At 68.6% G+C, this 12795-nt stretch carries 11 protein-coding genes; 6 read left to right on the forward strand and 5 right to left on the reverse strand.

Annotated elements, in window-relative coordinates; genetic code table 11:
• The first annotated feature begins 145 nt into the window (after positions 1-145).
• Entirely contained in the window at positions 146-1120 is a 975-nt protein-coding gene (locus ABIA33_RS08335) for a carbohydrate kinase family protein (RefSeq protein WP_370078789.1), read from the forward strand.
• Positions 1121-1385: 265 nt separating this feature from the next.
• On the opposite strand, the gene ABIA33_RS08340 is transcribed toward ABIA33_RS08335, so the two are convergent.
• Entirely contained in the window at positions 1386-2783 is a 1398-nt protein-coding gene (locus ABIA33_RS08340; RefSeq protein ID WP_370078791.1) for an aminotransferase class V-fold PLP-dependent enzyme, read from the reverse strand.
• Positions 2784-3120: 337 nt separating this feature from the next.
• On the opposite strand from ABIA33_RS08340, the gene ABIA33_RS08345 reads away from it, so the two are divergent.
• From ABIA33_RS08345 to ABIA33_RS08360, 4 genes are all read left to right on the forward strand, one after another.
• Positions 3121-3990: a cytochrome c oxidase subunit II gene (locus tag ABIA33_RS08345; protein WP_370078793.1), complete on the forward strand. Its 870-nt coding sequence runs from the start codon at positions 3121-3123 to the stop codon at positions 3988-3990.
• Positions 3987-5750 (forward strand): cytochrome c oxidase subunit I, encoded by a 1764-nt coding sequence (ctaD, locus tag ABIA33_RS08350; protein ID WP_370078795.1) that lies wholly within the window; start codon positions 3987-3989, stop codon positions 5748-5750. Before ABIA33_RS08345 ends, ctaD begins: the two co-directional genes overlap by 4 nt.
• Positions 5747-6145: a cytochrome c oxidase subunit 4 gene (locus ABIA33_RS08355; protein WP_370078797.1), complete on the forward strand. Its 399-nt coding sequence runs from the start codon at positions 5747-5749 to the stop codon at positions 6143-6145. The genes ctaD and ABIA33_RS08355 overlap by 4 nt, the downstream gene beginning before the upstream one ends.
• A gap of 170 nt (positions 6146-6315) precedes the next feature.
• Positions 6316-7536: an Ig-like domain-containing protein gene (locus ABIA33_RS08360; protein WP_370078799.1), complete on the forward strand. Its 1221-nt coding sequence runs from the start codon at positions 6316-6318 to the stop codon at positions 7534-7536.
• A gap of 192 nt (positions 7537-7728) precedes the next feature.
• On the opposite strand, the gene ABIA33_RS08365 is transcribed toward ABIA33_RS08360, so the two are convergent.
• From ABIA33_RS08365 to ABIA33_RS08380, 4 genes are all read right to left on the reverse strand, one after another.
• Entirely contained in the window at positions 7729-9396 is a 1668-nt protein-coding gene (locus ABIA33_RS08365) for a cytochrome bc complex cytochrome b subunit (RefSeq protein ID WP_370078801.1), read from the reverse strand.
• Positions 9396-10451 carry a Rieske 2Fe-2S domain-containing protein gene (locus ABIA33_RS08370; protein ID WP_370078803.1) on the reverse strand — a complete coding sequence of 352 codons (1056 nt, stop codon included), beginning with the start codon at positions 10449-10451 and terminating at the stop codon, positions 9396-9398. Before ABIA33_RS08370 ends, ABIA33_RS08365 begins: the two co-directional genes overlap by 1 nt.
• The gene (locus ABIA33_RS08375) at positions 10448-11251 is read right to left on the reverse strand and encodes a c-type cytochrome (RefSeq protein ID WP_370078805.1); all 804 of its coding nucleotides are present in this window, start codon (positions 11249-11251) and stop codon (positions 10448-10450) included. Before ABIA33_RS08375 ends, ABIA33_RS08370 begins: the two co-directional genes overlap by 4 nt.
• Positions 11252-11356: 105 nt before the next feature.
• The gene (locus ABIA33_RS08380) at positions 11357-11977 is read right to left on the reverse strand and encodes a heme-copper oxidase subunit III (RefSeq protein WP_370078807.1); all 621 of its coding nucleotides are present in this window, start codon (positions 11975-11977) and stop codon (positions 11357-11359) included.
• 340 nt (positions 11978-12317) lie between these two features.
• On the opposite strand from ABIA33_RS08380, the gene ABIA33_RS08385 reads away from it, so the two are divergent.
• Entirely contained in the window at positions 12318-12731 is a 414-nt protein-coding gene (locus tag ABIA33_RS08385) for a hypothetical protein (protein WP_370078809.1), read from the forward strand.
• Positions 12732-12795 lie beyond the last annotated feature (64 nt).

Below are 12795 nucleotides of genomic sequence, written 5' to 3' on the forward strand. Positions count from 1 at the left end.
CTCTTCCGACCCTAGATCCGGATGCTGGCGCATTCCAGTCCTACCGCAGAGTAGTCGTCCGAGCCTGAGCGGTGACCAGACGTGAGCGGCCGGTATGGTAGGGCCGTTACCTCTCAGTCCTGCCCCCTTCCGAGGAGCCCTTCCCGTGCGCATCGCTGTCACCGGATCGATCGCCACCGACCACCTCATGACCTTCCCGGGTCGCTTCGCGGAGCAGTTCATGGCGGATCAGCTGCACACCGTGTCGCTGTCCTTCCTGGTGGACACCCTGGACGTGCGTCGCGGCGGGGTGGGCCCGAACATCTGCTTCGGCATGGGCCTGCTCGGTCTCCGGCCGATCCTGGTCGGCGCGGCCGGGGCCGACTTCGCCGAGTACCGGTCCTGGCTGGACCGGCACCACGTGGACACCAGTGCGGTGCGGATCTCGGAGACCCGGCACACCGCCCGCTTCGTGTGCACCACCGACACCGACCACAACCAGATCGCGTCCTTCTACACGGGTGCGATGAGCGAGGCCCGCAACATCGAGCTGCGGCCCATCGCGGAGCGGGCGGGCGGCCTGGACCTGGTGCTGATCGGCGCGGACGACCCCGAGGCGATGGTGCGGCACACCCAGGAGTGCCGCACCCGCGGTTACGCCTTCGCCGCGGACCCCTCGCAGCAGCTGGCCCGCCTGGACGGCGAGGACATCCGGGCACTGGTCGACGGTGCGGCGTACCTGTTCTCCAACGAGTACGAGAAGGCACTGATCGAGAGCAAGACCGGCTGGTCCGAGGACGAGATCCTGGACCGGGTCGGCGTCTGGGTCACCACACTGGGCGCGAAGGGCGCGCGGATCGACCGCAAGGGCGAGCCGCCGATCGTCGTCGGCTGCCCGGCGGAGAACGTGAAGGCGGACCCGACCGGTGTCGGCGACGCGTTCCGAGCCGGCTTCCTGGCCGGCCTGACCTGGGGCCTGGGGCTGGAGCGCTGCGCCCAGATCGGCTCCATGCTCGCGACGCTGGTGATCGAGACCGTCGGCACCCAGGAGTACGAGCTGCGTCGCGGCCACTTCGTGGAGCGCTTCGCCGTGGCTTACGGCGAGGAGGCGGCGGCGGAGGTGCGTGACCACCTCGCGTGACGGGGGCGGGGTGCTGCCGGGGGTCCGGGGGTTGCTCCCCGGGCTGGCACAGTGCCGTGGCTTGTGGCGAGGAGGCGGCGGGGGAGGTGCGTGACCACCTCGCGTGACGGGGGCGTGCTGCTGCCGGGGGTCCGGGGGTTGCTCCCCGGGCTGGCACAGTGCCGTGGCTTACGGCGAGGAGGCGGCGGGGGAGGTGCGTGACCACCTCGCGTGACGGCGGTGGGGTGCTGCCGGGCGTCCGGGGGTTGCTCCCCGGGACGGGCGTTCAGCTGAGGCGGCGGACCAGGTAGGCGCGGCCGGGGCGGTCGGCGCCCGCCGAGTATTCGGCGGCGGCGGCCTCGCCCGCGTACTCCTGCTCCCGCATCTCGCACCAGGCGGGGATGTCGAGGCGGGCCGCCTCGTCGTCGGAGAGGACCACGACCAACCCGCCGACGGGGACCTCGCCGAAGTGCTTGGCCAGCTCGATGACCGGGATCGGACAGCGGCGGCCCAATGTGTCCAGCACCAGCGTGCCCTGCTTGACCGGCCCCGCGGACGGTGCGTCCAGGTGCGAGCGCACGGCGGCGACGGCCGCCGGCAGCACCTCCAGGAACCCGTCGATGTCGGCGTCCGTGCAGTCCGGCGGCAGTGACACTCGGATGTTGCCCTCGGTGAGCACGCCCATCGCCGCCAGCACATGGCTGGGCGTCAGCGTGCTGGACGTGCAGGAGGAGCCGGAGGAGACCGCGAAACCCGCCCGGTCCAGCTCGCCGAGCAGCGCCTCCCCGTCCACGTACAGGCAGGAGAAGGTCAGCAGGTGCGGCAGCCGTCGGTCCGGGTCACCGAGGACGGTCAGGTCGGGGACCAGGCCCGGCAGTTGGTCCCGGAGCCGGGCGATCCGGGCGCTCAGCACCGGGTTGAGCCGCTTCGCCTCCTGCCGGACGGCCCGCAGCGCGACCGCCGCGGCGATGGCCCCCGGTACGTTGACGTACCCGGGCACCCGCCCGCCCTCGCGGTCGTCGGCCGGCAGCGGCGAGCGGTAGCGGACGCCCTTGCGCACGGCGAGCACGCCGACCCCCGCCGGTCCGCCCCACTTGTGCGCGGAGGCCGTCAGCAGCGACCAGCCCTCCGGCAGGTCCAGCCGCCCGGCCGACTGCGCGGCGTCGACCAGCAGCGGCACCCCCGCCTCCGCGCACAGCGTGCCGACCTCGGCGACCGGCTGCAGCGTCCCCACCTCGTGGTTGGCCGACTGCAGGCAGGCCAGCGCGGTGTCGGCGCGCAGCGCGGCGGCGAAGTCCGGAGCCGAGACCCGTCCGAGGCGGTCCACAGGCACGGCGCTGACGCCGCCCCCTGACGCCTCGTGCTGTTCCGCCGCGTGCAGCACGGACGAGTGTTCTACGGCGGAGTGTGCGAGATGACGCCCTTTCCGGTGATTCCCGGCGAGCGCTCCCAGTACCGCGAGCTGGTTGGCCTGGGTGCCCGACGTGGTGAACGACACTTCGTCGGGCCGCGCGCCCAGCTCGGCGGCGACGGTCTCCCTGGCCGCGTCCAGCAGCATCCGCGCCTGCCGTGCGTCCCGGTAGAGCCGGGCCGGGTCGGCCCAGCCCTCGTCCAGCGCCGAGAGCAGCGCCTGCCGGGCGAGCGGGTGCAGCGGGGCCGTGGAGGCTACGTCGAAGTACGGCACCCCACCACGGTAGCCACCGGGAGGCTGTCGAGTCGTCAGGGGGCCGTCGACGGGGTGATCCTTTGGGTGCCTTATGGTGTGTCAGCCGGGTGGTTCCGGTGCGTCGCCGGGATGGTCCACGGGAGTGCGAAGTGCCCGTCTGACCAGGGATTCCACCCGTTCGGGGGCCATCCGGGGGCCAGTTCGGCGCGTTAGCCGGACCTGCCCGCGAAGCTCCGATACGCCTGGAGTAGGGTTTGGCCCGCATAAACATCCAAACCCTGCCCGCTGACCGGGCCACCGGGACCACAGACACCCGAGTGGCGCGTGAGCGGGCGAGACTTCGGGAAGGCGCTACGTGAGTCCCAACGGCTCCGACCGCTCGCCGCGGCGCTCGATGCGGCGGAAGCTGCTCTCTGCGCTGACGCTGGGCCTCGTCCTTGCCACCGCCACCGGCTGCTCGTCCTCGCAACTGCCCCGGCTCGGTATGCCTGTTCCTCGTGACGAGCAGGGCAAGACCGTCCTCTTCATCTGGCAGAGCTCATGGATCGCGGCGCTGGCGGTCGGCGCCCTCGTCTGGGGACTGATCCTGTGGAGCGTGTACTTCCACCGGCGCAGCCGCTCCAAGATCGAGGTGCCGCCGCAGTTCCGCTACAACATGCCGGTCGAGGCACTCTTCACGGTCGTTCCGCTGATCATGGTGTCGGTGTTCTTCTTCTACACCGCGCGTGACGAGAACTACCTGCTGAAGATCGACAAGCCGCAGCACGTGATCAATGTTGTCGGGTTCCAGTGGAGCTGGGCCTTCAACTACGAACACCAGGTCGACAAGAAGAACCAGGCGGACACCGCCGGAGACCAGAGCGGCGCCTACGACGTCGGCAGCCCCGGCCAGCCGCCCACGCTGTGGCTGCCCCAGGGCGAGACGGTCGAGTTCCAGTTGACCTCGCGCGACGTGATCCACGGCTTCTGGCCGGTCGACTTCCTGATGAAGATGGACGTCATCCCGGGTGTCGTGAACAGGTTCGAGGTGACGCCCACCGCCCTGGGCACCTTCCGTGGCAAGTGCACGGAGCTCTGCGGCGTCGACCACTCCCAGATGCTGTTCAACGTCACCGTGGTCACCCCGGCGGAGTACCAAGCCCACCTCGCCAGTCTGCGCGCGAAGGGCCAGACCGGTTTTGTGCCCGCGGGCATCACGACCACGGGAGTGAACAACTCACAATGACGATCCTCAACGAACCCCAGGGGCTGAGCGGCGGCGCTCCCGCCGTGGTCCGGAAGAGCGCCCTCGAGCGCAAGTCCGGGACCCAGGTCATCAAGTGGATGACCACCACCGACCACAAGACGATCGGCACCCTCTACCTGGTGACGTCGTTCGCGTTCTTCATCGTCGGTGGAATCCTGGCGCTGACGATGCGCGCCCAGCTCGCCCAGCCCGACGGCGGCGTGCTGACGAACGAGCAGTTCAACCAGGCGTTCACCATGCATGGCACGATCATGCTGCTGATGTTCGCCACCCCGCTCTTCGCCGGCTTCACGAACTGGATCATGCCGCTGCAGATCGGCGCGCCCGACGTGGCGTTCCCGCGGCTGAACATGTTCGCGTACTGGCTGTACCTCTTCGGCTCGCTGATCGCCGTGGGCGGCTTCCTCACCCCGCAGGGCGCGGCCGACTTCGGCTGGTTCGCCTACTCGCCGCTGTCGGACGCGATCCACTCGCCGAGCGTCGGCGCTGACATGTGGATCATGGGTCTGGCGCTGTCCGGTTTCGGCACGATCCTCGGCTCGGTCAACTTCATCACCACCATCCTCTGCATGCGTGCCCCAGGCATGACCATGTTCCGGATGCCGATCTTCTGCTGGAACGTGCTGCTCACCGCCGTCCTGGTGCTGCTCGCGTTCCCCGTGCTCGCGGCGGCCCTGCTGGCGCTGGAGGCGGACCGGAAGTTCGGGGCGCACGTCTTCGACCCGGCCAACGGCGGGCCGATCCTCTGGCAGCACCTCTTCTGGTTTTTTGGCCACCCAGAGGTGTACATCATCGCGCTGCCGTTCTTCGGCATCATCTCGGAGGTCATTCCGGTCTTCTCGCGGAAGCCGATGTTCGGCTACCAGAGCCTGATCGCGGCGACCATCGCCATCGCGGGCCTCTCGGTGACCGTGTGGGCCCACCACATGTACGTCACCGGCGCGGTCCTGCTGCCGTTCTTCTCCTTCATGACGTTCCTCATCGCCGTACCCACCGGCGTGAAGTTCTTCAACTGGATCGGCACCATGTGGCGGGGCTCGCTGAGCTTCGAGACACCCATGCTGTGGAGCGTCGGCTTCCTGGTGACCTTCCTGTTCGGCGGCCTGACGGGCGTTCTGCTCGCCTCCCCGCCGATCGACTTCCACGTCTCGGACTCCTACTTCGTGGTGGCGCACTTCCACTACGTGGTGTTCGGCACGGTCGTCTTCGCGATGTTCGCGGGCTTCCACTTCTGGTGGCCCAAGATGACCGGCAAGATGCTGGACGAGCGCCTGGGCAAGATCACCTTCTGGATGCTGTTCGTCGGCTTCCACACCACCTTCCTGGTGCAGCACTGGCTCGGCGCCGAGGGCATGCCGCGTCGCTACGCGACGTACCTGCCGACCGACGGCTTCACCACGCTGAACCTGATCTCCACCATCGGCTCGTTCATCCTGGGCGCCTCGATGATTCCCTTCTTCTACAACGTGTGGAAGACCGCGAAGTACGGCGAGAAGGTCGACGTCGACGACCCGTGGGGCTACGGCCGCTCGCTGGAGTGGGCGACCTCCTGCCCGCCGCCGCGTCACAACTTCCTGACGCTGCCGCGGATCCGCTCGGAATCCCCGGCGTTCGACCTGCACCACCCGGAGATCGCCGCGCAGGACTACCTGGAGAACCACGGCGAGGTGCCCTCGCACCTGACCGCGGCCCTGGAGGCCCGGACCACCGAGCTCAAGAAGGAGGAGGGTGACCGATGAGGGAACAGGGCAAGATCTTCGCTGGTTTCGCCGTCTTCGTCCTCGGCATCGCGATCTGGTACGGCGTCTGGTCGAAGGACCCGACCGGCACCACCGCGCTGTTCATGGCCTTTGCGCTGGGCGGGTTCATCGCCTTCTACCTGCTGTTCACCGCGAGGCGGGTGGACACCGGCGCGGGCGACAACCCGCAGGCCGAGGTCTCCGACGACGCCGGTGTGATGGGCTTCTTCAGCCCGCACAGCTGGCAGCCGCTGTCCCTGGGCATCGGTGGCGCGATGGCGTTCATGGGCGTCATCTTCGGCTGGTGGCTGCTCTACTTCTCGATCCCGATCATCCTGATCGGCCTCTTCGGTTGGGTGTTTGAGTACTACCGGGGCGAGAACCAGACGCAGTGATCTGATGCGCGGCGATCTGACGCGCAGCGAGGGCCGGACTCCGTTCTGAACGGAGTCCGGCCCTTCTGCTGTTCACTCTTCCGAGTGTTCCGGAATGTACGTTATGCCGGTTCTTTCTAGGATGTGGCGGTACGTCGGTACTCGGCGGCGTCGCCTTGGAAGGACAGCGGATGAGGGCTTGGATTCTGACGTCGGCGGCGCTGGTCGCGGGGGCGCTGGGGTTGTGCGGCTGCGGCGGGCAGACGTCCGTGGACGCGGCGTCGCTGGTCAGCGTCAGCCCCGGGGGGAAGGCGGCGGCGGATCCCGGCGCGGCGATCGTGGTCGACGCGCTGCGCGGACGGCTCACCGATGTGACGGTCGTGTCCGCCGACGGCCGTCACGTACCCGGGACCGTCGCCGCCGACGGCCGCAGCTGGCGCTCCAGCGGCCCGCTGGGGGCCGGCCGGCAGTACACCGTGCGGGTCAGCGCCGACGACGGCGAAGGAGGGCGCGGGAGCACCGTCCAGGAGTTCGCCACCCGGCCCGCGCCCAAGTCGCTGACGGCGCAGCTCACCCCGGGCGACAAGGCCGTGTACGGGGTCGGCGAGCCGATCACGGTGGCGCTCAGCCAGCCGGTCCACGACCGCGCGGCGCGGCAGATCGTGGAGCGCGGACTGACCGTCAACTCCACGCCCTCGGTGCGCGGCGGCTGGTACTGGGTGAACGACCGCATGCTGCACTTCCGCCCGCAGGGCTACTGGCCGACTCACGCCGGCGTCAGCGCCGCGTTCGACATCCAGGGCCGCCAGGTCGCCGGGGACGTGTACGGCGGTGCACCGAGCCGGATCTCCTTCCGTACCGGCGACAGGCTCCTCGCGGTCACTGACGCCGGCAGCGACTACATGACGGTCTACCGCAACGGCCAGGTCATCAACACGCTGGCGGTGACCACGGGCAAGCCCGGCTTCTCCACCCGCAACGGCATCAAGGTCGTGCTCGAGCAGCAGGCCCAGGTACTGATGGACTCGGCCACCGTCGGCATCGCCGACGGCAGCTCGGACGCCTACCGCAAGGACGTCTACTGGGACACCCGGGTCACCTGGAGCGGCGAGTACGTCCACGCCGCGCCCTGGTCCGTCGCGTCGCAGGGCGTCGCCAACGTCAGCCACGGCTGCACCGGCATGAGCACCGGCAACGCCCACTGGTTCTACGACACCTTCCACCGGGGGGACCTGGTGCAGGTGGTCAACAGCCTCGGCGGCCGGATGGAGCCCTTCGGCAACGGCTTCGGGGACTGGAACCTGTCCTGGGCCGACTGGCAGAAGGGCAGCGCGCTGGGCAAGGTCGTCGACACGGCCGGCACCGGCGCCGTGAACCCGGCGCCCGTCGGATTCCTCCGCCCGGCCGCGTGAAGCCTTTCCGTACCCGGAGTTCGCCGCCCGCTCGGAGCGGTTCCTGCACCGGACCGGCGAGCGACTGGAGTCCTTGACGACGAAGCCTGACGACGAAGCCTGACGACGAAGCCTGACGACGAAGCCTGACGACGAAGAGGGCCCCTCCCCGCGTGGCGTGGGGAGGGGCCCTCTTCGTGGAAGGAGCTGAGATCAGTGGTGGCCGTGGCCGCTGGTGATCTCGGCGTGCTCGGCGGCGGTCGGCTTGGGGATCTGCGCCGCCTCACCGAAGTAGCTCTGCGACAGCTTCGCGCGGAGCTTGGTGGTGGCCTTCACCTTGCGCTTGACGCCGTTCTCGTCCACCTCGGCGGGCAGCTCGATCGGCTGCAGCTGCTCGTGCGCGGTGAGCGTGTGCAGGGCCTCGGCCGGGAGCGGCTCGTGGACCTCGACGAACTCGCCGTGCGGCAGGCGCTTGATGGTGCCCGACTCGCGGCCGTGCAGCACCTTCTCCCGGTCGTTGCGCTGGAGGCCGATGCACCAGCGCTTGGTGATCGTGAAGGCGATCACCGGGCCGACGAAGAAGAGGATCCGGCAGACCCAGGTGATGGTGTCGATCGAGAGGTGGAAGTGCGTGGCGAACAGGTCGTTGCCACCCGCCACCAGCAGGATCATGTACTCGGTGATCCAGGCCACGCCGAACGCGGTCCGCATCGGGGCGTTGCGCGGGCGGTCCAGGATGTGGTGCTCGCGCTTGTCGCCGGTGATCCAGCCCTCCAGGAAGGGGTAGACCGCGATGACGATCATCACCAGGCCGAAGATCATCAGCGGGATGAACACGCCCAGTTCCAGGGTGTGGCCCCAGGCGCGGATCTCCCAGCCCGGCATGATCCGGATCAGACCCTCGGAGAAGCCCATGTACCAGTCCGGCTGGGCGTCGGTGGACACCTGGTCGGGGCGGTACGGGCCGTACTCCCAGATCGGGTTGACCGAGGCGATGGCGGAGACCATCGCGATGACACCGAACACCAGGAAGAAGAACCCGCCGGCCTTGGCCATGTAGACCGGCATCAGCGGCATGCCGATGACGTTCTTCTCGGTCCGGCCCGGGCCCGCGAACTGGGTGTGCTTGTGGTAGAAGACCAGGATCAGGTGGGCCACCAGCAGGCCCAGCATGATGCCCGGGATCAGCAGCACGTGGATGGTGTAGAAGCGCGGAATGATGTCGTTGCCCGGGAACTGACCCCCGTACAGGAACATCGCGATGTAGGTGCCGACCACCGGCATCGACAGGATCGCGCCCTCCATGAACCGGATGCCCGTACCGGACAGCAGGTCGTCGGGGAGCGAGTAACCCATGAAGCCGTCGAACATGCCGAGGAAGAGCAGCAGGAAGCCGAACAGCCAGTTGATCTCGCGCGGCTTGCGGAAGGCGCCGGTGAAGAAGACGCGCATCATGTGGACGAGCATGGCCGCCACGAAGACGATGGCCGCCCAGTGGTGGATCTGACGGATCAGCAGGCCGCCGCGGACGTCGAAGCTGATGTTGACGGTGGACTCGTAGGCCTCCGACATGCGGATGCCGTTCAGCGGGGTGTAGGTGCCGTGGTAGACGACCTCACCCATGCTGGGCTGGAAGAACAGCGTCAGATAGACGCCGGTCAGGATGATGATGATGAAGGTGTAGAGGCAGATCTCGCCGAGCATGAAGGACCAGTGGTCCGGGAAGATCTTCCGCAGGTTGGCCTTGGCCAGCCCGTAGATGCCCAGACGGCCGTCGACCCAGTCAGCGGCCTTCTCGCCGAGGTGGGCCTGCTCGACGCCGGCCTCGCTGTGGCCGATCTGTTCGTCGTGGCCGTCGTCGCTCACTGCGTGGGTAGTCATTAGCTGCGCTCCCAGAAGCCGGGGCCGACAGGCTGGCTGAAGTCGCCGAGTGCCTCGAGGTAGCCCTCGCCGTTGACCGAGACCTGCAACTGCGGCAGGGGGTGCCCGGCGGGGCCGAAGATGACGCGGCCGCCGTCGGAGAGGTCGAAGGTCGACTGGTGGCACGGGCAGAGGACGTGGTGCGTCTGCTGCTCGTAGAGGCTGATCGGGCAGCCGACGTGGGTGCAGATCTTCGAGTAGACGAGGACGCCCTGGTAGCCCCAGTCCGCGGACTGCTTGTCCTTGATGTCATCGGGCTGCATCCGGACCAGCATGACCGCGGCCTTGGCGATGACCTCCTGGAAGTCCGCGTCGCTCTCGTGCACGCCTTCCGGCATGGCGAAGGTCAGCGAGCCCACCGTGATGTCCGACGCCTTCATCGGCTCGTTGGTGTTCATGTTCACCAGGCGCTTGCCGGCCGCCCACGCGGTGTTGTCGAGCTTCTTCTCCGGCAGCGGGCCCAGGTCGCGGAACAGCACGACCGCGGAGAGCGGGACCATCGCCATGGCGCCGATCATCGTGTTGCGGATCAGCTTGCGGCGGCCGAACGTGCTCTCCTTGGCCCCCTGGCGGAAGTCCGCGAAGACCTGCTCGCGGACCTCGGGGGAGGCCTCGATCGGGTGCCGCTCGGCGATGTGCTCCTCGTCCGACATCAGCGTGCGGGCCCAGTGGACCGCGCCGGCGCCGATGGCGAACAGGGAGACGCCGAGGGTCATGCCGAGCGCGAAGTTCAGCGCGCTGACGTGGCCCAGCGTGAAGATGTAGACGACCTTGTCGGGCTTGATCGCCACGTAGGCGGCGATGAAACCGACGGTCGCCAGCATCGACAGCACGAACCACAGCGCGACCTGGCGCTCCGCGCGGGCCGCGGCCCGCTCGTCGATGTCGGTACGGCGGTGCTCGTGGGGCGGCAGTCCCGGGTCGGCGAAGGAGTCGCCGGTGACGGCGACCGCTCCGCCGTGGGACCCAGCGGCCTCCGGCAGGTGTTCTTCAGACATGTTGTCCTGGCTCGTCATGACTTCTTGGCCTTGGGGGTGCGGGCGGCAATCCAGATCGCGACGGCGATCAGGGCGCCCAGCGCGAAGATCCAGCCGAAGAGACCCTCAGTCACCGGACCGAGGGCGCCCAGGGTCAGACCGCCGTAGTTGGGGTTCTTCGCCGGGTTGTTCACGTGCTCGACGTAGGCGATGATGTCCTGCTTGTTCTGCTGCGACATCGTGCTGTCCGGGAAGGACGGCATGTTCTGCGGGCCGGTCAGCATGGCCTCGTAGATGTGCTTCGCGCTGACGTTGTCCAGCGAGGGCGCGTACTTGCCCTCGGACAGAGCGCCGCCTGCGCCCGCGAAGTTGTGGCACTGCGCGCAGTTGGTGCGGAACAGCTCCCCGCCCCGGGCGACGTCACCCGCGGCGTACTGGTCGGCCGTCGGCACGGCCGGGCCCGCGCCCAGCGAGGCGACGTAGTCGGCCAGCTGGTCGATCTCGGCCTGGGTGTAGATGACCTTCTTGCCGGGGACCTGCGGGCCGGGCTGCTGGGCCGGCATGCGGCCGGTGCCCACCTGGAAGTCCACAGCCGCGCCGCCGACGCCCACCAGGCTCGGGCCGAGCTTGGTGCCTTCGCCGGACAGGCCGTGACAGCTGGAGCAGCCGACGGCGTACAACTTCTTGCCCTGCTCGACCGAGAGGGTCTGGCTGCTGTCAGCCTGCGCGCTGTTCGCGGGCGCGAACGCGGCATACAGCCCCCCGGTTGTCGCCAGCGCAAAGAGTAGGACGACGAGCGCTGCCAGCGGGTGGCGCCGTCGTGCGGAGAGCTTTTTCACGGATTAACCCCGGTGTGAGGATCAGGAGCGTCTGGAGTCTGGTTGACCGTCAGGTCGGTCTGCTGGGACCGCCCGGCGGTTGCCGAGGGGACGGTCCGACCCTGCCTACTTGATCAGATAGATGGTCGCGAAGAGGCCGATCCAGACCACGTCGACGAAGTGCCAGTAGTACGAGACCACGATCGCCGCCGTGGCCTGCTCGTGCGTGAACCGCTTGGCGGCGTACGTACGGCCCAGGACCATCAGGAAGGCGATCAGACCACCTGTCACGTGCATTCCGTGGAAGCCGGTGGTCAGGTAGAACACCGAGCCGTAGGGGGACGAGGACAGGGAGAGGTGGTCGTCCTTCACCAGGCTCGTGTACTCGTAGATCTGACCGCCGATGAACATCGCACCCATGATGAAGGTGACGATGAACCAGGCCCGGAGCTTCTTCACGTCGCCGCGCTCGGCGGCGAAGACACCCATCTGGCAGGTGAAGGAGGAGAGCACCAGAACGGTGGTGTTCACCGACGAGAAGGGAACGTTGAGCGCATCGTTGTGCGCGTGCCAGTACGCCGTTCCGGTAACCGAACGGAGTGTGAAGTACATCGCGAAGAGGGCCGCGAAGAACATCAGCTCGGAAGCCAGCCAGACGATGGTTCCGACGCTGGTGAGGTTCGGCCGGTTGACCGATCCGTGTGCGTGCCCGGTTTCTACTGCAGTTGCTGTCGCCACGACCGACATTATGTCGGTCGCTTATTCCGTCTTCACCCCGGGGGGTGTCCCTCGGTGTGTCCGCGTGGTGACGTACCCTCCGCCGGGCCGGGGACGGCTGACGACCTCGCAGGTAGCCCGGATGGCAGGGGGTCCGGTTGGGTGACTCCCGTGCGCGACTGGCCGGGGGGTCGCCCGAAATGGTGAACCGGGAACCGCCGGACGGCTGCCCCGCGTCCGCCGCGGCGGTCTACCGGGTACGTCCTGGCGATCTACCGGTACGTCCTGGTGCCAGGGCCGGTGCTTCCGGAGTAGCATCCGCGGCAGACGCCGAAGTGGTCCCGATCACACCCCAGGGGGATAGCGGACGATGGCACTCAACGTTCTTGTCTACAGCGACGACCGGAACACGCGCGAGCAGGTCCGGCTGGCGCTCGGACGGCGGCCGGCCGCGGACCTGGAGGAACTCCAGTACCTGGAGTGCGCGACCGCGCCCGCGGTGATCAAGGCCCTGGATGCGCACGCGAAGGGCACCCGGCGGCTGGACCTGCTGGTGCTGGACGGCGAGGCGAACCCGGTCGGCGGGATGGGACTGTGCCGCCAGCTCAAGGACGAGATCTACGGCTGCCCGCCGGTGCTGCTGCTGATCGGCCGACCGCAGGACTCCTGGCTCGCGGCCTGGAGCCGCGCGGACGCTGCCGTCCCCGCACCGGTCGACCCGGCGGTGCTGGCGGAGACGGCGAGCACGCTGCTGCGCAGCGGGCACGCGCATCTCGTCGGCTGAGATCCTCCCTCTGGGCGCCGTCCCCGGTCGCTAGGCTGGCCTCTCCCTACTTACCCAGTGAGAG

It is taken from the genome of Streptacidiphilus sp. MAP12-16, from assembly GCF_041262165.1.
Taxonomy (GTDB): domain Bacteria; phylum Actinomycetota; class Actinomycetes; order Streptomycetales; family Streptomycetaceae; genus Streptacidiphilus.

Excerpts from the sequence above, each read along its gene's own strand:
- ABIA33_RS08360 (WP_370078799.1), top strand. The coding sequence starts at position 6,316 with ATGAGGGCTTGGATTCTGACGTCGGCGGCGCTGGTCGCGGGGGCGCTG.
- ABIA33_RS08365 (WP_370078801.1), bottom strand. The coding sequence starts at position 9,396 with ATGACTACCCACGCAGTGAGCGACGACGGCCACGACGAACAGATCGGC.
- ABIA33_RS08380 (WP_370078807.1), bottom strand. The coding sequence starts at position 11,977 with ATGTCGGTCGTGGCGACAGCAACTGCAGTAGAAACCGGGCACGCACAC.
- ABIA33_RS08370 (WP_370078803.1), bottom strand. The coding sequence starts at position 10,451 with ATGACGAGCCAGGACAACATGTCTGAAGAACACCTGCCGGAGGCCGCT.
- ABIA33_RS08355 (WP_370078797.1), top strand. The coding sequence starts at position 5,747 with ATGAGGGAACAGGGCAAGATCTTCGCTGGTTTCGCCGTCTTCGTCCTC.
- ctaD (WP_370078795.1), top strand. The coding sequence starts at position 3,987 with ATGACGATCCTCAACGAACCCCAGGGGCTGAGCGGCGGCGCTCCCGCC.
- ABIA33_RS08385 (WP_370078809.1), top strand. The coding sequence starts at position 12,318 with ATGGCACTCAACGTTCTTGTCTACAGCGACGACCGGAACACGCGCGAG.